This is a genomic window from Brevundimonas sp. GW822-FHT03E11 (assembly GCF_058801445.1).
Window position 1 is genome coordinate 79,474 of sequence record NZ_JBXANG010000007.1, and the last position, 21,398, is coordinate 100,871.

Below are 21,398 nucleotides of genomic sequence, written 5' to 3' on the forward strand. Positions count from 1 at the left end.
TTAAGAACGCCGCCATGACCTCCCGCATCCGAAACGCCTACGACATCCGCGTGGACGAGGGCGTTCTGTCGCCCGATCCGGCTCAGGCCGAAGTCCTGCTCGCCCTGGAGCGGCTGGAGCGGGATCTGGCCCGGCGCGGCCTGTTCGGCCGCCCGCCCGAGGTGAAGGGGATCTACCTCTACGGCCCGCCGGGACGGGGCAAGTCCATGCTGATGGACCTCTTCTATTCGGCCACGCCCGAGCCGCGGAAAAAGCGCGCCCATTTCCACGCCTTCATGGCCCGGATCCACGACCTGGTGCGCCAGTGGCGCGAGGGGGACGCCAAGGCCCGAAAGGCCGTGTTTGGAACCCAGCACTCCCGCAAGGGGGGCGACGACCCCATCCCGCCCGTCGCCCGGCTGATCGCCTCGGAAGCCCGGCTGCTGTGTTTCGACGAGCTTCAGGTGACCGACATCGCAGACGCCATGATCCTGGGCCGGCTGTTCGAGGCCCTGTTCGAGGACAAGGTGGTGCTGGCCGTCACCTCGAACCGGGCGCCCGAGGACCTCTACAAGAACGGGATCAACCGCCAGCTCTTCACCCCCTTCATCGACATCATCCGCGACCGCTGCGAAGTGGTGCAGACGGCGGGGGCGCGCGACTGGCGGCTGGACCGGCTCAGTTCGGCCCAGGTCTGGCACACGCCGGACGACCGCGCCGGGTTCGAAGCCCTGTGGCGCGAACTGAAGGGGGGCGAGCCGGAAGAACCGGCGCACCTGACCGTCCTGGGGCGGGATGTCGTGGTGGAGCGGACCGTGGGGGCCATGGCCCGGGCCAGCTTTGCGGACCTGTGCGGCCGGCCGCTGGGGCCGCAGGACTATCTGGCGATCGCCGAGCGGTTCCACACCCTGTTCCTGGAGGATGTGCCGATCCTGGGGCCCGCCAACCACCATGAGGCGCGCCGTCTGGTGACCCTGGTGGACGCCCTCTATGAGGCCAAGACCAAGCTGATCGTGCTGGCCGCCGCCCGGCCCGAGGCCCTCTATACCGAAGGCGTGGGGGCGTTCGAGTTCGAACGCACCGTGTCGCGGTTCAACGAGATGCAGAGCAGGGACTGGCTGGCCCACGTGCGGGAGTGACAGAAGACCCTCTCCCGCTTGCGGGAGAGGTGGGCCGGCGTCCGCGCAGCGGACCAGGCTCGGAGAGGGGAGTCTTGCTTGGCTGAAAGACGCCTTCCCCCATCGTCAGGCGTGTCGCTGCGCGCCACGACCTGACACTTCCCCCGCAAGCGGGGGAAGGTCTGAGCATCCCAAAGAAAAGGGCCGCAGATCGCTCTGCGGCCCTTCGTCATCGAAATCAAGATGTGGCTTACGCCAGCGAGGAATCGATGTCCTTGCACGCCTGGATCAGGCCCTGGACCGAGGCGACCGACTTGGCCAGCATCGCCTTTTCGTCGTCATTGGTGGTGAACTCGACCACCTTCTCGACGCCTGCGGCGCCGATCAGGGCCGGGACGCCGACGTAGAGGTCGGACAGGCCGTATTCGCCCGACAGCCAGACGGCGCAGGGCAGGACGCGCTTTTCGTCCTTCAGATAGGACTTGGCCATGGCGATGGCCGATTCAGCCGGGGCGTAGAAGGCCGAACCGGTCTTCAAGAGGGCCACGATCTCGCCGCCGCCCTTGCGGGTGCGCTCGACGATGGCGTCCAGCTCGTCCTGCGACAGGAAGCCGGCCGCGACGGCGTCGGGCAGGGGCAGGCCGCCGACGGTCGAGTGGCGCACCATCGGCACCATGTCGTCGCCGTGGCCGCCCAGGGTCCAGGCGTGGATGTCCTGAACCGACACGCCGGTCTTTTCAGCCAGGAAGTAGGCGAAACGGGCCGAGTCGAGCACGCCGGCCATGCCGACGACCTTCTCCTTGGGCAGGCCCGAGAACTTTTGCAGGGCCCAGACCATGGCGTCCAGCGGGTTGGTGATGCAGATGACGAAGGCGTTGGGGGCGTGGGCCTTGATGCCCTCGCCGACGGCCTTCATGACCTTCAGATTGATGCCGATCAGGTCGTCGCGGCTCATGCCCGGCTTGCGCGGCACGCCGGCGGTGACGATGCAGACGTCGGCGCCCGCGATGTCGGCATAGTCGTTGGCGCCCTTCAGGGCCACGTCCGAGCCGAAGACGGCGGTGGCTTCGGCGATGTCCAGCGCCTTGCCCTGGGGGGTGCCTTCGGCGATGTCGAACAGGATCACGTCGCCCAGCGCTTCGCGGGCGGCCACGTGGGCCAGGGTGCCGCCGATCATGCCGGCGCCGATAAGGGCGATCTTCGCGCGAGCCATGGATGTCTCCGGTTATTGCGTGTGCGAAAGGGGATTAATCGTGCGGGCGGTCTAGACCCGCAAGGGCGGCGCTGCAAGGCTGGCCGACGTTCGATCAGGAGCCCCAATGACCGACTTTCGTCCAGACCCCGCCTTCGCCGCCGGCTCCATCGCCGCCGCCGAATGGCCGCTGTGTCATGTGCGGCTTCAGGACGACGCCCGCTTCCCCTGGCTGATCCTGATCCCGCGCGTCGAAGGCGCGGTGGAGCTGGAGGACCTCAGCGTCGAACGGCGGGCCGTGCTGATGGAGGAGACGGTGCGGGCGGGGGCGCTGGTGCGGAGACTGGGGCCGGTCGATAAGCTGAACGTCGGGGCCATCGGCAATGTGACGGCCCAGTTGCACGTCCATGTGGTGGGGCGCCGCCGCGACGACGGCCTGTGGCCCGATCCCGTCTGGGGACGAGGACCGGCGGTCCCGTATGCGGGGGAGGCGCGGGCGCGGCTGTTGGATTTGATCGCGGGCGGGTGAGCCGCCGCGCGCCCTCAGATGATGTCCAGCGGCGTCTCCCGCGTCGGCGGGGGAAAGGCCTCGTCCAGGCGGTGCAGGTCCTCGGCGTCGAACTGGATCTCCAGGGCGTCGGCGTTGGCCTCCACGTGCTCGACCGAGCTCGCCTTGGGAATGGCGATCACCCCGTCCTGGCGCAGGACGGCGGCCAGCGCCACCTGAGCCGGATCGGCGTCGTGGCGGTCGGCGATGTCGCGGATCAGCGGGTGGTCCAGCAGGCCGCCGCGCCCCAGGGGCGAATAGGCTATCATCGGCATGTCGCGCGCCTGCATCCAGGGCAACAGACCGAACTCCACCCCGCGCGACCCCAGATGATAGAGCAGCTGATTGGCCGCGCAGTCCTCGCCTCCCTCGATCTCCATCAGCCGCTTCATGGCGCGCAGGTCCAGGTTGGACACGCCCCAGCGGACGATCATCCCTTCATCGACCAGTTCCTGGAAGGCGGCGACCGTCTCCTCCAGGGGGACGCGGCCCTCCCAGTGCAGCAGATAGAGGTCCAGACGGTCCGTCCCCAGCCGCTCCAGCGACTTTTCGCAGGCCAGCATCATCTTCAGTTCGGAGGCGTTCTCGGGCCGGACCTTGGAGACCAGAAAGACCTCGTCGCGGCGGCCGGCGATCACCTCGCCCACCAGACGTTCCGAGCGGCCGTCGCCGTACAGTTCGGCCGTGTCGATCAGGGTCAGGCCCAGGTCGATCCCCCGCGCCAGGGCCTGCTGTTCGGCGTCGCGCCGGGCGGGATGGTCGCCGATCTCCCACGTCCCTTGGCCCAGGGCGGGAACGGTCGTACCGTCTGCAAAGGTGACGAGGCGGGTCATGTCGGTCCTGTTCCATTCGCGGCGAAAGGCCGCCTTGGCTTGGGTATGGAGAGGTTGAGATGCGTACCCGGCTTATCAAGACCGACGGCCTTGTCCAACAGGTGCTGGAGGCGGGGTATGAACAGCCTAACGCGCCCCTGGTCCTGCTGATCCACGGCTTCCCCGAACTGGGCGTCAGCTGGCGCGCCCAGGTCGAGGCCCTGTCCCTGGCGGGATATCATGTCGTGGCGCCGGACATGCGCGGTTACGGCGGCACGGACAAGCCCCAGGGCGCCGCCGCCTTTTCGATCCTGCATCTGGTCGGGGACATGGTCGACCTGGTGCGGGCCCTGGGCGAACAGAGCGCCATTGTGGTGGGCCACGATTGGGGCGCGCCGGTCGCCTGGTGCTGCGCCCTGCTGCGGCCCGATCTGTTCACGGCTGTGGCCGGCCTGTCCGTGCCCTTCCAGCCGCGCCGGCCCCAGGGACCGCCGACGACCGTCATGGCGGTTCTGTCCGAACGGGCCGGTATGGGCGACGTCTATATCAACCGGTTCCAGGCGGCCGACGCCCATCTGGCGCTGGAGGCCGATCCGGCGACGACGCTGAGGAAGCTGTTCTGGGCCTATGACGGGGCCACTCCGGCGTCGAAACGGGCTACCGGCTTCATGGCGCGGGGCGTCGGCCTGCTGGACAGTATCGATGACGGCGCCGACCTGCCGCCGTGGATGAGCCCGGCCCATTTCGCCGAATATGTGGAGGCCTTTTCGGCCGGCGGCTTTGACGCCCCGCTGAACTGGTACCGCGCCATCGACCTGAATTGGTCGCTGACGGCCTTTGCGCAGGAACAGCGAATCCTCCAGCCGGCCCTGTTCATCGTCGGCGAGAACGACCCGGTGCGCCACTACGCCGGATCGGCCGAGGCGGGGCTGAAGGACTGGGTTCCGAACCTGAGCCGGTCGGTGGTCGTGCCCGGTGCCGGTCACTGGATTCAGCAGGAAAAGGCCGAGGCGGTGAACGCCCTGCTGCTGGCCTTTCTGAAGGATCTGCCGGAGGCGGACGGGGGCCAGACGTAAGCCCGCGTTAACCTTGAAGCCGCAAGTCTGCCGTAAAGGTCGGGGACGGTGCCGCGAACCTCGGCGGACCCGCCGACCGTCTTTTCGCCGTTCTCGGAGCCCCCCATGCATCGCCGCCAAATGATCCTGTCCGGCCTCGCCACCGCCGCAGGGGCCTCGTCTCTGGGCGCCTGCGCCTCGGCGCCGGCCAATCCCAACTATCCGATCAGCTCCGACAATACGGCGCCCGCCTACACCTTCGACGAACTGGTCGCGGCCGGGTCCAAGGAGCTGGGCATCGCCGCCGAGGTGGTGGGCGGGGCGATCGAGCGGGTCTTTGCGGATCAGGGCGATCGCCCCACCGCCTATATCGCGGGTGAGGAAGGCTCCGGCGCCGTGGTCGTCGGCGCCCGCTACGGCCGCGGCGCCCTGCACATGAAGGATCTGTCGGCGTCTCAGGAAGTGTTCTGGCAGGGGGCGTCTGTGGGTTGGGACTGGGGCGGCAACGCCAGCCGCGTCTTTACCCTGGTCTATGGCCTGTACCACCCGGACATGATCTATCGCCGCTATCCGGGCGTCGAAGGCTCGGCCTATCTGATCGCGGGCCTGGGCGTAAACTATCAGCGGGCCGACGGCATCACCCTGGCCCCGATCCGCACCGGCGTGGGCCTGCGCCTGGGCGCCAATGTCGGCACCATGAGCTACAGCCGCCAGCGCAATCTTCTGCCCTTCTGAACCTGTTGAGGCCCGACCCTATTCCTGGGGAATGGGGTTGGTGCGGGGGTCCGGACCGTTGGTGACGACGCGGTCGCGGTCGCCCAGATCCTTGACGATCTTGACGTCCTCGAAGCCCTCCGCCTCGAACAGGGCCTTGACCTGCGGGCCCTGGTCCCAGCCGATCTCGACCGCGAAGACGCCGCCGGGCTTCAGGATGCGCCGGATCTCGGGGGCTAGGTCGCGATAGGCCTGCAAGCCATCGGGGCCGCCGTCCAGGGCCAGGTGAGGGTCGTGATCGCGCACCTCCGGGTCCAGGCCGGGGATATGGTCGGTCGGAATATAGGGCGGGTTGGACAGCACCAGGTCAAAGCTCGCGTCGCCGAAACCGGCCGCCCATTCCGTGCGCAGGAAGGTGGCGCGCTCGTTCAGATCCAGATTGGCGGCGTTCTCCTTGGCGACCGCCAGGGCCTCGGTTGAGATGTCGGTGCCCACCCCCTTGGCCGCCGTCCGCTCGGCCAGCAGGGCCAGCAGAATGGCGCCCGAGCCCGTGCCCAGGTCGACGGCGGTGAAGGCCTCGTGCCGGGCGAAGGCCAGGAGGGCGACGTCCAACAGGGTCTCGGTGTCGGGCCGGGGGCTGAGGACGTCGGGGGTGACGTTCAGCATGATCTTCCAGAAGCCCTTCTTGCCGACGATGCGCGAGACCGGCTCGCGGCGCAGGCGGCGGTCGATCATGGCCGTATAGGCGGCCTGCTGTTCGGGGGTGACGATCCGATAGGGGTCGGTCAGTATGTCGGTGCGGCTGGCGCCGGCGGCGGCCTCCAGCAGCAGGCGGGCGTCGATGGCCGGGCTGTCGATGCGGCCGTCCTTCAGTCGGGCCTGGGCGGCCTTCCACACGGTCAACAGGGTCGCGGCGCCGTCGGCGGGCTTGGGGGAGAGGGGCTCGAGGGTCATGACGGCTGATTGGCCCTTCGCACAGGGGATTTCAAGCGCGACCGGGCGCCGTGGCCTGGGAACGCGGGGGCGGCTTTCCCGTTCGCCTGCTGATGTTCAGGTTCAAATCTTCGCCGCAACCCCGTCGCCGTCCCTGGTGGAGGTTCGTCGCCGCCGCCCTGGGCGGCCTGACCGCCGGGGCGGGCGCGGCCCATCTGCTCTATACCCAGGGGCATAAGGTGGGGGTGGAGCTGCGCCCGAAACGCCCCGAGCCCCTGCCGCCCAAGCCGCCGACGCCCGAAGACTATGAGGCCAGGGAGCCGGGCCGTGGCCGGCTGGCCAGACGGCCGGAACAGATTCCGCACAAGGGCTGGATCGACATACTGTGGCGGACCGGCGGCTCCTATTTCGGCGACCGGGTCGGCTTCGTCGCGGGGGGCGTGACCTTCTTCACCCTCTTGTCCCTGTTTCCGCTGCTGGGGAGTTTCGTCACCCTTTACGGCCTGTTCGCCGATCCGGCCGACGCCTGGAGCCGGTTGCGGTTCCTCTACGCCGTCATGCCCGACAGCATCGCCCAGTTCCTGGGCGGAGAGATGGAGCGGCTGGCCGCCAACTCCAACGGCCAGCTGACCTTCACCCTGATCTGGACCCTGGCCCTGTCGCTGTGGACCGCCAACGGGGCGGTCAAGGTGCTGTTCTACGGGCTGAACGTCGCCTATCACGAGGTCGAGCGGCGCAACATCGTCCGCTACAACCTCCTCTGTATGGGCTTCACCGTCGGGGGCGTCGTGGCCCTGCTCCTGACCTCGGCCCTGGTGGTCGGGGCGCCGGTGGTGATCCGGCTGTTCGGCCTTCAGGAGGAATGGGGGCTCTTGGCCCTGTTGCGCTGGCCCCTGCTGCTGGTCGGCTATGTCACGGCCCTGACTCTGATCTATCGGTTCGGCCCGTGTCGGCAGAAGGCGCGCTGGCGCTGGTTGACGCCGGGCGCCCTCTTCGCCGCCTTGCTCAGCCTGACCGTCTCCTTCCTCTTCAGCTGGTATCTGACCAACTTCGTCCGCACCGACTCCTACGGCCCCCTGGCGGCCATTATGGGCTTTCTGCTGTGGACCTGGCTGTCGGTGCAGGTGATCCTGATGGGGGCGGAGCTGAACGCCGAGATCGAGCACCAGACGGCCATGGACACCACGACCGGAAAGCCTCAGCCGATCGGGGACCGGGGCGCCAAGGTCGCCGATACGGTGGGGGCGCGCCGGGGCAATCCGGCCGCCCTGGCCTTCACCCAGCGCCACGCCGAGGCCATGGCCGACCGGCTGACGCGCCGCCGCAGCCGCCGCGAACGGGACGCGACCGCTACAGAATGAAGCGGCTCAGATCGACGTCCTTGGTCAGCAGACTCAGCTTGTCGCGCACCGCCGCCCCGTCGAAAGTCACCGTCTGGCCCGCCAGGTCAGAGGCCTTGAAACTGGTCTCCTCCAGCACTCGCTCCAGCACGGTCTGAAGCCGCCGGGCGCCGATGTTCTCCACCGCCGAATTGGCCGCCACCGCCGCATCGGCCAGGGCCTCGATCGCGTCCTCGGTGAAGGTCAGGGTCACGTCCTCGGTCGCCAGCAGGGCCTGGTTCTGACGGATCAGATTGGCCTCGGGCTCGGTCAGGATCCGCTTGAAGTCGTCGCGCGTCAGAGCCTTCAGCTCGACCCGGATCGGCAGCCGCCCCTGAAGTTCGGGCAGCAGGTCCGACGGCTTGGCCACATGGAAGGCGCCCGAGGCGATGAACAGCACATGGTCGGTCTTCACCGGCCCGTATTTGGTCGAGACGGTGGTCCCCTCGATCAGGGGCAGGAGGTCGCGCTGCACCCCCTCGCGCGACACGTCGGCGCCGGAGGCCCCCTGACGCGCCGCCACCTTGTCGATCTCGTCCAGGAAGACGATGCCCTCGTTCTCGGCCAGGATCAGGGCCTCCTTGGTCAGGCTGTCCTGATCCAAGAGCTTGTCGCCCTCCTCGGCGATCAGGGGGGCGACGGCGTCGCGGACCGTCAGCTTGACCGTCTTGGTCCGGCCGCCGCCCATCTTGCCCAGCATCTCCGACAGGTTCAGCAGGCCCACGGCCCCGCCGCCGGGGATGTCCAGCCCCTGGATCGGCGACCCCGTGTCGGCCAGGGCGATCTCGATCTCCTTGTCGTCCAGCTCGCCGGCCCGCAGCTTCTTCCTGAAGCTGTCGCGCGTCGTCGGCCCCGCGCCGGGGCCGACCAGGGCGTCCAGAATCCGGTCCTCGGCCGCCCCTTCCGCCCGCGCCCGCACCTCGCCGCGGCGACGGTCGCGCACCATGACCAGGGCGCTCTCGACCAGGTCGCGCATGATCTGATCGACGTCGCGGCCGACATAGCCGACCTCGGTGAACTTGGTCGCCTCGACCTTCAGAAAGGGCGACCCCGCCAGCCGCGCCAGCCGCCGGGCGATCTCGGTCTTGCCCACGCCGGTCGGGCCGATCATCAGAATATTCTTGGGCGTCACCTCGTCGCGCAGATCCTCGGGCACGCGCTTGCGACGCCAGCGATTACGCAGGGCCACGGCCACGGCGCGCTTGGCGTCGTCCTGGCCGACGATGTAGCGATCCAGTTCGGAGACGATTTCGCGGGGAGAAAGGTCAGTCATGGCGCTCACATAGGAGGCCGAGAACCGTTGCGGGAGAGGGCAGGGCGTCGCGGCGCTGTTTCGCTACACCGTCAGCCTCAACGCCAGGGCGGCCAGGGTGACGGCGAGGACGGGGAGGGTCAGGATCAGGCCGATCTTGATGTAATAGACCCAGCCGATGCGGACGCCCTTTCGGGCCAGGACGTGCAGCCACAGCAGGGTGGCCAGGGAGCCGATGGGGGTCATCTTGGGGCCCAGGTCGCTGCCGATGACATTGGCGTAGATCATGGCCTCGCGCACCGGACCGGTCGCGGCCGAGGCGTCGATGGACAGGGCGGCGATCAGGACCGTGGGCAGGTTGTTGGCGACGGCCGACAGGGCGGCGGTCAGGACGCCGGTTCCGAAGGTCGCGCCCCAGACGCCGCCTTCGGCGAAGCCGTCCATCAATTGGGCCAGATGGCGCGTCAGCCCGGCGTTGCCCAGTCCATAGACCACCAGATACATGCCCAGCGAGAAGATCACGACCTGCCACGGCGCCTCGCGCAGGACCTTGGTCGTGCTGATCTTCGAGCCGCGCCCGGCGACGATCAGCAGCACGACGGCGCCGACCGCGGCGATGGCCGAGACGGGAAGGCCTCGGGGCTCCAGAACGAAGAAGCCCAGCAGCAGCAGACCCAGCACCAGCCAGCCGGCGATGAAGGTCGCCCGGTCCTTGATCGCGGTCTCCGGCCGGGGCAGGCGGTCCACCTCATAGGCCCTGGGGATGTCGCGTCCGAAGACGGCGAACAGGACGGCCAGGGTGGCGGCGACCGAGGCCAGGTTCACCGGAACCATGACCGCCGCATAGCGATCAAAGCCGATGTCGAAGAAGTCGGCCGAGACGATATTGACCAGGTTGGAGACGACCAGCGGCAGGCTGGCCGTGTCGGCGATGAAGCCCGCCGCCATGACGAAGGCCAGGGTCGCCTTCGGGCCGTAGCCGAGCGCCAGCAGCATGGCGATGACGATGGGCGTCAGGATCAGGGCCGCCCCGTCATTGGCGAACAGGGCCGAGACGGCCGCGCCCAGCAGGACCACGAACACGAACAACCGCCGCCCGCGCCCTGCGCCCCAGCGACCGATATGAAGGGCGGCCCATTCGAAGAAGCCGGCCTCGTCCAGCAGCAGGCTGATGACGATGATGGCGACGAAGGCCGCCGTCGCATTCCAGACAATGCCCCAGACCACGGGGATGTCGTTCAGGGCCACCACCCCCAGCAGCAGGGCCGCCGCCGCCCCGCCCAGGGCGCTCCAGCCGATCTGCAGGCCCTTCGGCTGCCACAGCACCAGGACGATGGTGACGGCGAAGATCAGAAGGGCGACGATCATGGGGCGGATCCTAGCGCGGACCGGCGTCCGCAGCGAACCTGTAGCTTGCGCCGCGTCATATTTCTAGTATCTTGGAATAATGGAATTCGAACCCGCCATTCTCGCCCTCGCGGCCCTGGCCCAGCCCACGCGGCTGGAGGCCTTTCGCCTGCTGGTTCGCAGCGAGCCGGAGGGCCTGGCGGCCGGCGCGGTGGCGGATCGGCTGGCGGTGCCGGCCAATACGATGTCGGCCCATCTGGGCGTGCTGTCGCGGGCGGGGCTGATCCGCGCCCAGAGACGCAGCCGCTCGATCGTCTATCGCGCCGATCTGGATCGGCTGGGCGACCTGGTGCTGTTCCTGCTGAAGGACTGCTGCCAGGGACGCGCCGAACTTTGCCAACCCCTGCTGGCCGAACTGGCCCCCTGCTGCGACTGAGGCCCCTATGGACATCGTCATCTATCACAATCCCGCCTGCGGGACGTCCCGCAACACCCTGGCCCTGATCCGCCACGTCGGGATCGAGCCCCATGTGGTCGAATACCTGAAGACCCCGCCCAGCCGGGCCCTGGTGGCGCAGATGGTCGAACGCACAGGCGGATCGGTGCGCGACATCCTGCGCGAGAAGGGCACCCCCTATGCCGAACTGGGCCTGGGCGACCCCGGCCTGTCGGACGATCAGCTGCTGGAGGCGATCGAGGCCCATCCGATCCTGATGAACCGGCCGATCGTGGTCTCGCCCCGCGGCGTGAAACTGTGCCGGCCGTCCGAGGCGGTGCTGGACCTGCTGCCGACGGAGGGGCTGAAACCCTTCACCAAGGCGGACGGCGAGGTGGTGATCGACGCCGACGGCCGCCGGGTCGGCGGATAGCAAAAAGACGTCCCCCGGACCGGAGGACGTCTCAATGCGCCAGACGTCGTCGCCGGTTCAGGCGGCCTTGCCGGCCTTCTTGGCGGCCAGCTTGTCCTGGTGGGCCTTCATGCCGGCCGAGATCAGTTCGGCGGCCTCGCCGGCGTCGCCCCAGCCCTTGACCGTGACCGACTTGCCCTTCTCCAGGTCCTTGTAGCGGGTGAAGAAGTGTTCGATCTGTTCGATCAGGATGGCCGGCAGCTGACGATAGCTGGCGATCTCGGTGTAATAGGGGTTCAGCTTGTCGACCGGCACGGCCAGGATCTTCTCGTCGCCGCCGGCCTCGTCCACCATCTTCAGCACGCCGATCGGGCGCGAGCGGATGACGCAGCCCGGCACCACCGGCGTCGGGTTCAGCACGATCACGTCGCAGGGGTCGCCGTCGTCCGACAGGGTATGGGGAACGAAGCCGTAGTTGCCGGGATAGTACATGGCCGTGTGCAGGAAGCGGTCGACGAACAGGGCGCCGGACTCCTTGTCCATCTCATACTTCACCGGCAGACCGCCTTGCGGGATCTCGATGATGACATTGATGTCCCAGGGAGCGTTCGGGCCGACCGGAATGGCGTCGAGGTTCATGGCGGGTCTTTGCTGCGACTGCGAAAATCTTGAAAGCGAGGGGTGATAGGACGGGCGGGCCGCCTGGGCAAGGGCGACGTGCGTTCAGACCCTTGCGCCCGGCGTCGGAGCGGGTTCACTAGGCGCCATGACCTGGATCGACTGGACCGCCCTGACCCTCTTTTTCGTCTGCTGGCTGGGCTATGGGCCGATCCTGAGATTCATCGCCCGGCACGGCGGCGCCCTGAACGAGGACATGGTCCATGTCCGCAATCGGTGGATGGCGGCCATGACCCACCGCGAGATCCGGCTGGTGGACAGCCAGCTGATGGGCCATTCGATCAATTCGGCCTCGTTTTTCGCCTCGACCAATCTGCTGCTGATCGCGGCGGTGGGGGGGATTCTGTTCGGCGGGGAGAGCAAGCTGGAAGGCTTCGCCGCCGTGGGGGCCGAAAACGTGCCGATCCGCATTCTGGAGGCCAAGCTGGCCCTGGTGCTGATGTGCCTGGCGCGCGGCTTTTTGGACTTCATCTGGGCCCTGCGTCAGATGAACTACGCCCTGGCCCTGATCGGGGCGGCGCCCGAGATCCAGTCCGAAACGGACCGCAAGGCCTATGGCCAGGCGGCGGGGGAGTTGCTGAACCCCGCGCTCAGCGCCTTCAGCCAGGGGGTTAGGGGCTATTATTTCGCCCTGGCGGCGGCGGCCTGGCTGTTCGGCCCGATGTGGCTGGCCCTGGGCGTGGCTTCGGCCTTCGGCCTTCTGATCTATCGCCAGGAGGCGTCGCCGGCCGCGCGCGCCATTCGCAACGCCCGCCGTCTGCTGGGAGAAGGCTGATCATTGTGCAGGCGCACAACGGGCTTCCCGCGCGGTGTGGCGCCTATGAGGCGAATTAGGACCGTAACCGCCGTAATTGCGTAACATCCTGTGACCGTCAGGACGCGCAGAGCCCTTGACCGTTTGTGCGTTGCAACCTAAGTTCTCCTCTGACGCCTCCGGGCGTCTTGCCCTTCCTGGGCGTTTCCTCCCTATAGACTTTCATGCCGCGCCTCCGGGCGCGGCTTTTTTTTGGCTGGTCGCCGATAAGTCGCGCCGGCCTAAACGCCCCAGGGCTCAGAGCACAGGTCGGCGATCACGCGGGTCAGGGCCTTGCGCGTCTTCTCATAGGCGGCGTTGGGCGCCTGGCGGCCCTCGTCCAGATACAGACGGCGGTTCAGTTCGATCTGGACGGCGTGAAACCCCTCCTGCGGCCGGCCCCAGACCTGGGTGGACCAGCCCCCGGCGTAGGGGTGGTTCAGGCCCACCCGCCAGCCCAGCCCCTGGAACAGGTCGCGCAGCCGCCGCGTCAGCCGCGGATCGCAGGCGGCGCCGTGTCGGTCGCCCAGCACCACCTCCACGCCTGCGGCCCGCGCCGGCATCGAATGCCAGTCGATCAGCAGGGCGTGCCCCTGGCGGGCCTGGGTCTGACGCATCAGGCCCTCCAGCGCCTGATGATAGGGCCGGTGGACCGCCGCGATCCGGGCCTCCGCCTCGGCCCTCGACAGGCGCCGGTCATAAAGCGGCAGGCCGTCGCCGCTGCGGCGGGGGATGACGCCGTATCCGGCTCGGGTCTTGGCCCCGACCGCACCGTCAGCCCCTTCGATCAGTTCGGGGTCCAGTTCGGCGGGGTCGCGGTTCAGATCCACATAGGCGCGACCGATCCGGCCCTCGATCAGGGGCGCGCCGCACGCCGGCCCGGCCTGCACCAGGGCGTTGACCCGGGCGTCCTCCGCGCTCTTCAGACTGGCGTCCGCCAGGCCGGGGGCGGGCGCCATGTCCGCCGGATAGAGGTCGCCGGAATGGGGTGAGGCGAAGACCAGGGCCGTCTGGGGCGCGTCCGCAGGCGGCGTCGTGATCGCGAAATTGGCGCCGGCCGGGGTCATGTCCACCGCATAGCGCGTTTCGCTGTGGAAGGAAGTCGTGCGACCGGCGAATTTCATCGCCGGTTTACCGTTGTGAGCCTAGCGTCGCTCCTCTGAATTCAAGGGGCCTTTTCGAATGGCGCGCATCCTCCTGGCCGAAGACGACAGTTCGCTGCGCGGGTTCCTGACCCGCGCCCTGGAGCGGGCGGGCCATCAGGTCATCGACTGCGAAAACGGCGACGACGCCATCGACGCCCTGGAGCACGGCCCCTACGACCTGCTGCTGACCGACATCGTCATGCCCGGCGCCGACGGGATCGAGGTGGCCCGCGTCGCCGCCGCCCGCCAGCCCGGCCTGCGCATCATGTTCATCACCGGCTTCGCCGCCGTCGCCCTGACCGCCGCCCAGGCCTCGCCCCAGGCCAAGGTCCTGTCCAAACCCGTCCATCTGCGCGACCTGGTCAATGAGGTCGAACGGATGGTGGCGGCCTGAGCGTTGAAATCGCTACGGTTTTCCAGAAATCTCGTTGCGGCGGTCAAAGCCGCTTGATGCGGGCCGGTCGTGCCGCTATACGACCGCCCTTCCCGCTCTCGAACCGATCGAGAGCCGCCACGGCGGACGCGTAGCTCAGCGGGAGAGCACTACGTTGACATCGTAGGGGTCACAGGTTCAATCCCTGTCGCGTCCACCATTTCTCCTCAAGACAATCGAAGACTTGTCGAGCCCAGCGCATGCGCCGTTCAGGGCTGTGGCTGTTGTGTCGGTCGCAGCAGGGTCAGGTCGTAGCCCAGGTCGCGGGCGCGGTTCATCAGGGCGTCGCGGACCTGAGGCGAAGGTTGGGGCGTGCGCGACATCAGCCACAGATGGCGGCCCGGAGGTTCGCCAACGATCGACAAGGAAGCGAGCACGACCGCTCTCAGCCCACGGCCTCGCCTCGCCCCTTACCGCGGCGCGCGCTTGGCCAGGATTCGTTGCAGGGTGCGGCGGTGCATGCCCAGGCGGCGGGCGGTTTCCGAGACATTGTGGTCGCACAGCTCATAGACCCGCTGGATATGCTCCCAGCGCACCCGGTCGGCGCTCATCGGATTGTCCGGCGGCTCGGGCGCCTCGTCGGCCGTGGCCAGCAGGGCCTTGACCACGTCGTCGGCGTCGGCCGGTTTTGACAGATAGTCGACCGCCCCGGCCTTGACCGCCGCCACGGCGGTGGCGATGGCGCCGTAGCCGGTCAGCATTACGATCCGGGCGTCCTCGCGCCGTTCGCGCACCGCCTCGACGATCTTCAACCCGTTGCCGTCCTCCAGCCGCATGTCCAGGACGGCGAAGGCCGGGGCCTTTTCACGCAGCAGCTGCTGGGCCTCGGCGACCGAGGCGGCGGTGGTCACCTCGAAGCCGCGCGCCTCCAGCGCCCGCCCCATCCGGGTGCGCAGGGCCTGGTCGTCGTCCAGCAGCAGCAGGGACTTGTCGGGCAGGGCGGCGATGCGGGTCTCAAGCTCGGGCATTCTGTTCTCCTGCTGAATCAAGTCGGGGCCGGAAGTCGTTCGGTCAAGGGCGAGCGGCCGCCTGCGACGCTTCGACCCAATACGGGCGGGGACGGGGTTTGGACGCGCTCAGGCCGCCACCTCCAGCGCCGGACGGGCCCATCTCACCGCCACACGGGCGCCGCGCAGGGGGGCGCGGCCGTCGGGGGCGGCGTCCGGCCGCGGCAGGCCCTGGCCCACGCTGACCACCCCGCCGGTCCGCTCCAGCAGGGTGCGGGCGATGAAGAAGCCCAGGCCCATGCCGCCCTGGCTGGGGGCGACCGTGGTCTCCGGCCCGCCGCGCCCGGCGCCGGAGGCCGCAGCGGCGATCTGGGCCGCCAGGGCCTGACGCGCCTTGCCGTGGGGCCGGCTGGTCACATAGGGCTCGCCCAGCCGGGGCAGGATGTCGCTGGGAAAGCCCGGCCCGTCGTCCAGAATGGCGATCTCGATCCAGCCGGCGTCGACCTGGGCCTGGACCCGCACGGTGGAGGCGGCGAAGTCGGCGGCGTTCTCGACCAGGGTCGACAGGCCGTGCACCACCTCGGGCAGGCGGCGCACGCGCGGGGCCGGCTGGCCGGGCGGGGTCTTGACCAGGACCTCAAAGGCCAGGTCGAAGCCCCGGTGCGGCTCGACCACCTCCTCCAGCAGGGCCTTCAGAGCCACGTCGGCGTACAGGGCGTCGTCCCCCTCCGGCCGGCGCGACAGCTGGGCCAATATGCCCCGGCACCGTTCGGCCTGTTGCAGGATCAGGGCCGCGTCCTCGGCGGCGTCGCTGTCGGGCGCCGAGGCGCGCTGAAGTTCCTTGGCTACGACCTGGATGGTGGCCAGCGGCGTGCCCAACTCATGGGCCGCGGCCGCCGCCAGACCGCCCAGGGCCGCCAGTCTCTGTTCGCGCTGCAGCACGTCCTGGGTCGTGGCCAGGGCCAGCTCCAGCTTCTCGGCGTCGGCCGCCACCCGCCAGGCGTAGCCGGCGGTGAAGACCACACCGGTCACCAGGGCCATGGCCATGCCCAGCCGATAGAGCAGGGGCAGGTGAAAATTCTCTCCCGGACGCCAGGGCAGGGGCTCAGACCAGAAGAACAGCACCCCCACGGCGATCAGGGCCAGAAGGCCCAGCGCCACGGCCTGGCGCGCGGGCAGGGCGGCGGCGGCGATCGTCACCGGCGCCACCAGCAGCAGACAGAAGGGGTTCTCCAGCCCGCCGGTCAGGCCCAGCAGAAGGCTGAGCTGAAAAATGTCGAACCCCAGGTGCAGGGCCGTGGTGCGTCCGTCCGGCAGGCTGGCCTCCAGCCGCCGCACCCGCGCCATGGCGCCCACGTTCACCGCAGCGCTGACGGCGATGACGATCAGACAGGGCCACAGCGGCAGGGGGAAATGCAGCCCCTGAGACGCCGTCAGGATCGCCGCGCTCTGCCCCAGTATGGTCAGCCAGCGCAGGACGATCAAAGTCCGCAGGGAAAAGCCGCGTCCCCTACGGGCGCCGTCGGCGGGGCCGGGCTGCGACAGGGCGCTGTCCACGGCCGCCCCCTCTGAAAGGGACGGCCGCCCGTGCGGCGCGATGTGGTCTTCTGTCGAGGTCACCGGCCTTCTATAGACCGGGGCCGAGGTTTTCGTCAGAGGTCGTCATGCCGCGTCGTTCCATCCTGCTGTTCGCCGGCGCCTGTCTCGCCATCGCCGCCGCCCTGGCCATCGTCACCGTGGTGGTGGTCGGCAATCGGCCCAGCGCGACCCGGGGCGAGATCGGCGCGACCGGCCAGCCCCTGGTCGGCGGCGACTTCCAACTGGTGAACCAGGACGGGCGTCCGGTGGATCAGACCCTGCTGAACGGCAAATGGAGCCTGGTCTTCTTCGGCTTCACCTACTGCCCCGAGTTCTGCCCCACCACCCTGGCCGAGCTGGCCGCGGTGCAGCAGCGGCTGGGCGACAAGGCCGACGATCTCCAGATCGTCTTCGTCAGCATCGACCCCGAACGCGACACGCCTCAGCAGCTGAAGGACTATCTGTCCTCAGACGGCTTCCCCAAGGGGACCATCGGCCTGACCGGAACGCCGGACCAGGTGGCCCAGGCGGCCAAGGCCTACCGCGCCTATTACGAAAAGGTCGGCGAGGGGGAGGGCTATACGATGAACCACTCCCTGACCGTCTATCTGATGGGACCGGACGGCAAGTTCCGCACCGCCGTCGCCTATGGCCTCGGCCCGGACAAGGCGACCAAGATCATCGAAGACGCCATGGCGCGGGGCTGAGCCCTCACAGGTAGATCGGCGTTTGGTCGGCGTCCCTGATCGCGTCGATCATCTGCGGCGTCTCTCCTAGACCGCCAAGGGCGAGCGGCACCAGAAACATGTTTCTGGGCGACATGAACCGTTTGAAGTGGGCCTTAATAATCGGCAACGGGTGAGTGGTCGGATGGCCGGGAAGGCGAAGACCTGCTTGCGAAACGTGGCAGACCTTCCAGCCGTCCTTGTTGAGCCTCAGTTTGGAAGAAAGCCCTCCACGCGCGTACTTCAGGCGAGGCTTCTCTGCGGCCTTGATCGCGAAAGCCAAAGGCATTTCCCCGCGGTCGAACAGCGTTGAGATTTCCTCAAGCGTGGGGGTTTGGCCTTTCAGCGCCATGGCGAAGGCCCAGTGCGCCGGAGTGTTATCGGCGCATGTAAGGAGCCGACCTGAATCATGGACATCCTCAGCGCCGCGCCCCCAATTGGGCGTGCGGCATAGCAGGGGCAAATCTGATTCAGCCCAAGCTTCGATCACAAGATCCCAACGCTTGAGCGCTTCGGCAGAGGGGCGGGGTCGTCGAGGCGAAAAGGCCCATTCGCGAGCCAAAGTCCGAAGGGCAGGCTCCATTTCGGAGAGGGCTGCTGAAGCCGCCTCTGACGATGTTTCGTTCAACTAACCCCGCTCCTTCGTCTTGGTGAAGGCCACCTTGGGGAAGCGTTCGCCGACATAGCCGGTCTCCCAGCTGGACTTGGCCAGGAAGACGGGGGCCTGGTCGATGTCGCGGGCCATCTGGGGGCGGTATTTGCCCATGAAGTCCTCCAGATCGGCGTCGGACGCGTCGGAGGTCGGGGCGATCCAGCGGGCCTCGGCATAGGGGCTGGGTTCGAAGACGACGTCCAGGCCGTATTCCTCGCCCAGCCGGTCGGCCATGACCTCGAACTGCAGCTGGCCCACGGCGCCGACGATGAAGTCCGCCCCGATCTCCGGGCGGAACAGCTGGGTCACGCCTTCCTCGGCCAGACCCTCCAGCGCCTTCTTCAGGTGTTTGGCCTTCAGCGGATCCTTGACCCGGACCCGTTGCAGGATTTCAGGCGCGAAGTTCGGCAGGCCGGCGAAGCGCACCACCCCGCTTTCCGACAGGCTGTCGCCGACCCGCAGCACGCCGTGGTTGGGAATGCCGATCACGTCGCCGGCGAAGGCGTCCTCGGCCAGTTCGCGGTCCGAGGCGAAGAACATGATGGGCGCATTGACCGACAGGGACTTGCCGGTGTTCTGGACCTTCAGCTTCATGCCGCGCTTGAAGGCGCCCGAGGCCATGCGGAACATGGCGATCCGGTCGCGATGGTTGGGGTCCATATTGGCCTGGACCTTGAAGACGAAGCCGGTGACTTCTTCGGCGCCGGGCTCCACCGTCGTCTCTACGGGCGCCGGGGCGTTGCGGGTCTCAGGCGGGGCTTCCTTCCGGGCCTTCATCACCTTGGGCGCCGGCGCCCAGTCGCCGATGGCCTTCAGCAGTTCGTCTATGCCGAAATGGCGCAGGGCCGAGCCCCACAGGACCGGCGTCAGATGGCCCTCCAGGAAGGCCTGGCGGTCAAAGGCCGGATAGCCGCCTTCGACCAGCTCCACCGCCTCGCTCAGGGCCGCCTGCTCGCCCGCCTCGAAATACTGGGCCGCCTGGTCCAGGGGCAGGGCGGGGGGATGGTCGGGGTCCTCGGCGGCGCCGGCGGCCTTGCGGGCATAGGGCTGGAACCGGCCGGTCCCGACCTCGACCATGCCGCGCAGACGATTGCCGCTCTCGGCCGGCCACCAGATGGGCGCCGGGTCCAGTTGCAGCCGCGAGGCGATGTCGTCCAGCAGGGCCATCGGATCCTGGGCCTCGCGGTCCAGCTTGTTGATGAAGGTGATGATCGGAATGTCCCGAAGACGACAGACCTCGAACAGTTTCAGCGTCTGCGGCTCGATCCCCTTGGCGGCGTCCAGCACCATGATGGCGCAGTCGGCGGCGGTCAGGGTGCGATAGGTGTCTTCCGAGAAGTCCTCGTGCCCGGGCGTATCGAGCAGGTTGAACATCTTGCCGTCGTGCTCGAACGTCATGACCGAGGCGCTGACGGAAATGCCGCGCTCCTTCTCGATCTTCATCCAGTCGGACCGGGTCCGCCGGTTCTCGCCCCGCGCCCGCACGGCGCCGGCCGCGCGAATGGCGCCCCCGGCCAGCAGGATATGCTCGGTCAAGGTCGTCTTGCCGGCGTCCGGGTGGGCGATGATGGCGAAGGTGCGCCGGCGCGCGGCTTCTTCAGGCAGGGTCAGTGAGGACATGGCGCGCGACTAGCGCGCCCGGCGCAGAAAGTCACTCGCCGGAGCGCTGCGCCTTTGCGCCACATCAAATAACCCCTCGCCATCAGGGGCTATTGGAGTCATGCTCGGCTTTGAGGAAGCGATCAGGCCGTCAGAGCCGGGCGTTCCTCTCCCGGAGCGATCCGGGTTCATAGGGAAAGGAAAAGACGATGGCTGTGATCCATCCAGAAGACCGCGTTTCCGGCCTCGATCGCTCGTCCTACGAGCGCCCGCACAAGATGCACCCGGCCATAGGGCTGGCGATGGGCTTCGGCTTCATCTTCGCCGTGGCCGCCGTCGTGCACATCCTGTTCACGGCGCTCTGACGCGGGTTTGAAGGCCGCCGCTTCAGGCGGCGAGACGGTTCCAGACGGCGCGATCGGCGGCGATCGCGTCGAGGCGACGGCCCTTGTCGCGCAGCTGTCCCATGACGGCGTCGGGCAGGGTGCAGAAGCGCGGCTCGACCAGATCGGGATTGCACCCGGCCTCGGGCGCGGCGAACAGGGCGGCGTTGACGTCCGGGCTGCGCTCGGCGATCAGCCAGGCCAGACGGCGCGCCCGTGCGGGATCGTTGCGGTGCAGCAGCGGATCCTCGGCGAACAGTTCGCAACCCAGCTCCAGCACATAGTCGAAGCCCAGCTTCTCGAACCGGCGCGCGTCGGCGGGCGTGACCGGGCAGGCCTCGTCCAGGTCGAACACGACGTCGTTCAGAAGAAACAGCATGGGCGCGACGCCTTCGGCGATCCGGACGCGATGTCGTCCGTGATCCCCCTTCTAGCCGCCTTGGCTTGCAGTCCCGTTCACGGACGCGGTTAAGCCTTTGTGACCGGCGGGCTCAGTCCGCGCCCGTCACCCCGCCCCATCACCCCGCACCCAGGGCGCCCACCGCCAGATTGACCGCCAGGGCCACGATCACGGTGTTGAAGACGAAGGCGGTCAGGCTGTGGACGCTGGACAGCCGACGGACCCCCCGGTCGCTGATCTGCACATCAGCCGTCTGGCAGGCTACGCCGATGATCAGGGCGAAATGCAGAAAATCCCAATAGTCGGGCTGGGTCTCGCCGGGAAACATCAGGCCGCCGCGGTCCCCGCCCTCGTGGTCCCGCTGATAGAAGGCGTGGGCGTAGTGCAGGGCGAACATCAGATGGATGAAGGTCCAGGACAGGGCGACCGTCCCGAGGGCCAGCAGGCCGCCCGTCAGGGGAGAGCCGTGGCTCCGGGCCTCGCCGACCACCACGACGACGCTGGCCGCCGCCGCCAGAAGGCTGAGCGGCAGGACGGCCGCGCCGGTCTGATCCAGGGCGGCGGCGCGCCGGCGGATCGCATCGGCGTCCTGGGCCCGTGCCATCCGCGCCAGGGTGGCGGCGATGAAGACCGCGACCCCGGCGATCCAGCCATAGGCCGTCCGGGTCAAGGCGTCGTCGGCCACAGGGGTGAAGAGGGCGACGGCGATCACCACCCCCAGGCTGGCGAGGAGGACGCCGTAGAGGCGAAGGGGGCGAAACAGGCTCATGACCGCCGATCATGACGCCCGACGCGCCCTCGGCAAGGGGCCACCGAGCCCCCGCGCGCCCCTAGACGAAAAGCGAAGGGGCTGACGCGACGTGACCCTTGCGAAGCCCGGCGTGGTCGG

The 21,398-nt window shown here is 68.4% G+C and carries 25 protein-coding genes and 1 tRNA gene; 12 read left to right on the forward strand and 14 right to left on the reverse strand.

Annotation, left to right across the window (positions count from 1 at the left end; all coding sequences use genetic code 11):
* The first annotated feature begins 14 nt into the window (after positions 1–14).
* Complete coding sequence (zapE, locus tag AC1RKE_RS12275) at positions 15–1,118, forward strand: cell division protein ZapE (RefSeq protein ID WP_395941895.1); 1,104 nt, start codon at positions 15–17, stop codon at positions 1,116–1,118.
* 229 nt (positions 1,119–1,347) lie between these two features.
* Here the strand turns inward: zapE and mdh are convergent, their stop codons facing one another.
* Positions 1,348–2,310, reverse strand: a complete 963-nt coding sequence (gene mdh / locus AC1RKE_RS12280; RefSeq protein WP_333896956.1) for a malate dehydrogenase — start codon at positions 2,308–2,310, stop codon at positions 1,348–1,350.
* A gap of 106 nt (positions 2,311–2,416) precedes the next feature.
* On the opposite strand from mdh, the gene AC1RKE_RS12285 reads away from it, so the two are divergent.
* The gene (locus AC1RKE_RS12285; RefSeq protein WP_054764646.1) at positions 2,417–2,818 is read left to right on the forward strand and encodes an HIT domain-containing protein; all 402 of its coding nucleotides are present in this window, start codon (positions 2,417–2,419) and stop codon (positions 2,816–2,818) included.
* Positions 2,819–2,832: 14 nt separating this feature from the next.
* Here the strand turns inward: AC1RKE_RS12285 and AC1RKE_RS12290 are convergent, their stop codons facing one another.
* The gene (locus AC1RKE_RS12290) at positions 2,833–3,669 is read right to left on the reverse strand and encodes an aldo/keto reductase (protein WP_395941894.1); all 837 of its coding nucleotides are present in this window, start codon (positions 3,667–3,669) and stop codon (positions 2,833–2,835) included.
* 59 nt (positions 3,670–3,728) lie between these two features.
* Here AC1RKE_RS12290 and AC1RKE_RS12295 point away from each other — a divergent pair, with 59 nt between their 5' ends.
* Both AC1RKE_RS12295 and AC1RKE_RS12300 read left to right on the forward strand, forming a co-directional pair.
* A complete protein-coding gene (locus AC1RKE_RS12295; RefSeq protein WP_348683479.1) occupies positions 3,729–4,724 on the forward strand; it encodes an alpha/beta fold hydrolase in 996 nt (331 codons plus the stop codon).
* 105 nt (positions 4,725–4,829) lie between these two features.
* Complete coding sequence (locus AC1RKE_RS12300) at positions 4,830–5,438, forward strand: DUF1134 domain-containing protein (protein WP_183217575.1); 609 nt, start codon at positions 4,830–4,832, stop codon at positions 5,436–5,438.
* Between the two features lie 18 nt (positions 5,439–5,456).
* Here the strand turns inward: AC1RKE_RS12300 and prmC are convergent, their stop codons facing one another.
* Entirely contained in the window at positions 5,457–6,371 is a 915-nt protein-coding gene (prmC, locus tag AC1RKE_RS12305; RefSeq protein ID WP_183217576.1) for a peptide chain release factor N(5)-glutamine methyltransferase, read from the reverse strand.
* 50 nt (positions 6,372–6,421) lie between these two features.
* Between prmC and AC1RKE_RS12310 the strand changes: the two genes are divergently transcribed.
* Positions 6,422–7,711 (forward strand): YihY/virulence factor BrkB family protein, encoded by a 1,290-nt coding sequence (locus AC1RKE_RS12310; RefSeq protein WP_348683478.1) that lies wholly within the window; start codon positions 6,422–6,424, stop codon positions 7,709–7,711.
* On the opposite strand, the gene hslU is transcribed toward AC1RKE_RS12310, so the two are convergent.
* Together hslU and AC1RKE_RS12320 are read right to left on the reverse strand one after the other, a co-directional pair.
* Positions 7,701–9,002, reverse strand: coding sequence for an ATP-dependent protease ATPase subunit HslU (gene hslU / locus AC1RKE_RS12315; protein ID WP_152949438.1), 1,302 nt, complete (start codon positions 9,000–9,002; stop codon positions 7,701–7,703). The genes AC1RKE_RS12310 and hslU overlap by 11 nt on opposite strands.
* A gap of 63 nt (positions 9,003–9,065) precedes the next feature.
* A complete protein-coding gene (locus tag AC1RKE_RS12320; RefSeq protein WP_348683476.1) occupies positions 9,066–10,349 on the reverse strand; it encodes an arsenic transporter in 1,284 nt (427 codons plus the stop codon).
* A 79-nt stretch (positions 10,350–10,428) separates the two neighbouring features.
* On the opposite strand from AC1RKE_RS12320, the gene AC1RKE_RS12325 reads away from it, so the two are divergent.
* Together AC1RKE_RS12325 and arsC are read left to right on the forward strand one after the other, a co-directional pair.
* Complete coding sequence (locus tag AC1RKE_RS12325; RefSeq protein WP_191554948.1) at positions 10,429–10,764, forward strand: ArsR/SmtB family transcription factor; 336 nt, start codon at positions 10,429–10,431, stop codon at positions 10,762–10,764.
* 7 nt (positions 10,765–10,771) lie between these two features.
* The gene (gene arsC, locus AC1RKE_RS12330; RefSeq protein ID WP_348683473.1) at positions 10,772–11,197 is read left to right on the forward strand and encodes an arsenate reductase (glutaredoxin); all 426 of its coding nucleotides are present in this window, start codon (positions 10,772–10,774) and stop codon (positions 11,195–11,197) included.
* A 57-nt stretch (positions 11,198–11,254) separates the two neighbouring features.
* Here arsC and ppa read toward each other — a convergent pair whose 3' ends face one another.
* A complete protein-coding gene (ppa, locus tag AC1RKE_RS12335) occupies positions 11,255–11,815 on the reverse strand; it encodes an inorganic diphosphatase (RefSeq protein WP_054764655.1) in 561 nt (186 codons plus the stop codon).
* 127 nt (positions 11,816–11,942) lie between these two features.
* On the opposite strand from ppa, the gene AC1RKE_RS12340 reads away from it, so the two are divergent.
* Positions 11,943–12,629, forward strand: a complete 687-nt coding sequence (locus AC1RKE_RS12340) for a DUF599 domain-containing protein (RefSeq protein WP_054764656.1) — start codon at positions 11,943–11,945, stop codon at positions 12,627–12,629.
* Between the two features lie 260 nt (positions 12,630–12,889).
* On the opposite strand, the gene AC1RKE_RS12345 is transcribed toward AC1RKE_RS12340, so the two are convergent.
* Positions 12,890–13,771, reverse strand: coding sequence for an N-formylglutamate amidohydrolase (locus AC1RKE_RS12345; RefSeq protein ID WP_348683472.1), 882 nt, complete (start codon positions 13,769–13,771; stop codon positions 12,890–12,892).
* 58 nt (positions 13,772–13,829) lie between these two features.
* Between AC1RKE_RS12345 and cpdR the strand changes: the two genes are divergently transcribed.
* A complete protein-coding gene (gene cpdR, locus AC1RKE_RS12350) occupies positions 13,830–14,186 on the forward strand; it encodes a cell cycle two-component system response regulator CpdR (RefSeq protein WP_054764657.1) in 357 nt (118 codons plus the stop codon).
* Positions 14,187–14,310: 124 nt separating this feature from the next.
* Positions 14,311–14,385 (forward strand) — tRNA-Val (locus tag AC1RKE_RS12355).
* A 49-nt stretch (positions 14,386–14,434) separates the two neighbouring features.
* Here the strand turns inward: AC1RKE_RS12355 and AC1RKE_RS12360 are convergent.
* The 3 genes from AC1RKE_RS12360 to AC1RKE_RS12370 form a co-directional block, all read right to left on the reverse strand.
* Entirely contained in the window at positions 14,435–14,602 is a 168-nt protein-coding gene (locus AC1RKE_RS12360; RefSeq protein WP_348683470.1) for a lipocalin family protein, read from the reverse strand.
* Positions 14,603–14,635: 33 nt separating this feature from the next.
* Entirely contained in the window at positions 14,636–15,193 is a 558-nt protein-coding gene (locus AC1RKE_RS12365; protein WP_348683469.1) for an ActR/PrrA/RegA family redox response regulator transcription factor, read from the reverse strand.
* A gap of 108 nt (positions 15,194–15,301) precedes the next feature.
* Positions 15,302–16,792 (reverse strand): ActS/PrrB/RegB family redox-sensitive histidine kinase, encoded by a 1,491-nt coding sequence (locus AC1RKE_RS12370; protein ID WP_348683468.1) that lies wholly within the window; start codon positions 16,790–16,792, stop codon positions 15,302–15,304.
* Positions 16,793–16,836: 44 nt separating this feature from the next.
* Between AC1RKE_RS12370 and AC1RKE_RS12375 the strand changes: the two genes are divergently transcribed.
* Positions 16,837–17,457, forward strand: coding sequence for an SCO family protein (locus AC1RKE_RS12375; RefSeq protein WP_228185077.1), 621 nt, complete (start codon positions 16,837–16,839; stop codon positions 17,455–17,457).
* A 4-nt stretch (positions 17,458–17,461) separates the two neighbouring features.
* Here the strand turns inward: AC1RKE_RS12375 and AC1RKE_RS12380 are convergent, their stop codons facing one another.
* On the reverse strand, positions 17,462–18,103 hold the full coding sequence (locus AC1RKE_RS12380; protein ID WP_228185078.1) for a hypothetical protein: 642 nt from the start codon (positions 18,101–18,103) through the stop codon (positions 17,462–17,464).
* Complete coding sequence (locus tag AC1RKE_RS12385) at positions 18,104–19,747, reverse strand: peptide chain release factor 3 (protein WP_395941893.1); 1,644 nt, start codon at positions 19,745–19,747, stop codon at positions 18,104–18,106.
* A gap of 188 nt (positions 19,748–19,935) precedes the next feature.
* Between AC1RKE_RS12385 and AC1RKE_RS12390 the strand changes: the two genes are divergently transcribed.
* Positions 19,936–20,091 carry a hypothetical protein gene (locus AC1RKE_RS12390; protein WP_191554957.1) on the forward strand — a complete coding sequence of 52 codons (156 nt, stop codon included), beginning with the start codon at positions 19,936–19,938 and terminating at the stop codon, positions 20,089–20,091.
* A 22-nt stretch (positions 20,092–20,113) separates the two neighbouring features.
* Here the strand turns inward: AC1RKE_RS12390 and AC1RKE_RS12395 are convergent, their stop codons facing one another.
* Both AC1RKE_RS12395 and AC1RKE_RS12400 read right to left on the reverse strand, forming a co-directional pair.
* Positions 20,114–20,488 (reverse strand): hypothetical protein, encoded by a 375-nt coding sequence (locus AC1RKE_RS12395; RefSeq protein ID WP_228185080.1) that lies wholly within the window; start codon positions 20,486–20,488, stop codon positions 20,114–20,116.
* A 139-nt stretch (positions 20,489–20,627) separates the two neighbouring features.
* On the reverse strand, positions 20,628–21,278 hold the full coding sequence (locus AC1RKE_RS12400) for a DUF1345 domain-containing protein (RefSeq protein WP_152949446.1): 651 nt from the start codon (positions 21,276–21,278) through the stop codon (positions 20,628–20,630).
* Positions 21,279–21,398 lie beyond the last annotated feature (120 nt).

Bases quoted from the DNA above. Each gene is read 5' to 3' on its own strand.
- AC1RKE_RS12375 (WP_228185077.1), top strand. From the start codon at position 16,837: ATGCCGCGTCGTTCCATCCTGCTGTTCGCCGGCGCCTGTCTCGCCATC.
- mdh (WP_333896956.1), bottom strand. From the start codon at position 2,310: ATGGCTCGCGCGAAGATCGCCCTTATCGGCGCCGGCATGATCGGCGGC.
- AC1RKE_RS12300 (WP_183217575.1), top strand. From the start codon at position 4,830: ATGCATCGCCGCCAAATGATCCTGTCCGGCCTCGCCACCGCCGCAGGG.
- arsC (WP_348683473.1), top strand. From the start codon at position 10,772: ATGGACATCGTCATCTATCACAATCCCGCCTGCGGGACGTCCCGCAAC.
- AC1RKE_RS12395 (WP_228185080.1), bottom strand. From the start codon at position 20,488: ATGCTGTTTCTTCTGAACGACGTCGTGTTCGACCTGGACGAGGCCTGC.
- AC1RKE_RS12385 (WP_395941893.1), bottom strand. From the start codon at position 19,747: ATGTCCTCACTGACCCTGCCTGAAGAAGCCGCGCGCCGGCGCACCTTC.
- zapE (WP_395941895.1), top strand. From the start codon at position 15: ATGACCTCCCGCATCCGAAACGCCTACGACATCCGCGTGGACGAGGGC.
- AC1RKE_RS12400 (WP_152949446.1), bottom strand. From the start codon at position 21,278: ATGAGCCTGTTTCGCCCCCTTCGCCTCTACGGCGTCCTCCTCGCCAGC.
- AC1RKE_RS12320 (WP_348683476.1), bottom strand. From the start codon at position 10,349: ATGATCGTCGCCCTTCTGATCTTCGCCGTCACCATCGTCCTGGTGCTG.
- AC1RKE_RS12365 (WP_348683469.1), bottom strand. From the start codon at position 15,193: ATGCCCGAGCTTGAGACCCGCATCGCCGCCCTGCCCGACAAGTCCCTG.
- AC1RKE_RS12290 (WP_395941894.1), bottom strand. From the start codon at position 3,669: ATGACCCGCCTCGTCACCTTTGCAGACGGTACGACCGTTCCCGCCCTG.
- cpdR (WP_054764657.1), top strand. From the start codon at position 13,830: ATGGCGCGCATCCTCCTGGCCGAAGACGACAGTTCGCTGCGCGGGTTC.
- AC1RKE_RS12325 (WP_191554948.1), top strand. From the start codon at position 10,429: ATGGAATTCGAACCCGCCATTCTCGCCCTCGCGGCCCTGGCCCAGCCC.
- AC1RKE_RS12340 (WP_054764656.1), top strand. From the start codon at position 11,943: ATGACCTGGATCGACTGGACCGCCCTGACCCTCTTTTTCGTCTGCTGG.
- prmC (WP_183217576.1), bottom strand. From the start codon at position 6,371: ATGACCCTCGAGCCCCTCTCCCCCAAGCCCGCCGACGGCGCCGCGACC.
- hslU (WP_152949438.1), bottom strand. From the start codon at position 9,002: ATGACTGACCTTTCTCCCCGCGAAATCGTCTCCGAACTGGATCGCTAC.
- ppa (WP_054764655.1), bottom strand. From the start codon at position 11,815: ATGAACCTCGACGCCATTCCGGTCGGCCCGAACGCTCCCTGGGACATC.
- AC1RKE_RS12345 (WP_348683472.1), bottom strand. From the start codon at position 13,771: ATGAAATTCGCCGGTCGCACGACTTCCTTCCACAGCGAAACGCGCTAT.
- AC1RKE_RS12295 (WP_348683479.1), top strand. From the start codon at position 3,729: ATGCGTACCCGGCTTATCAAGACCGACGGCCTTGTCCAACAGGTGCTG.
- AC1RKE_RS12285 (WP_054764646.1), top strand. From the start codon at position 2,417: ATGACCGACTTTCGTCCAGACCCCGCCTTCGCCGCCGGCTCCATCGCC.
- AC1RKE_RS12390 (WP_191554957.1), top strand. From the start codon at position 19,936: ATGGCTGTGATCCATCCAGAAGACCGCGTTTCCGGCCTCGATCGCTCG.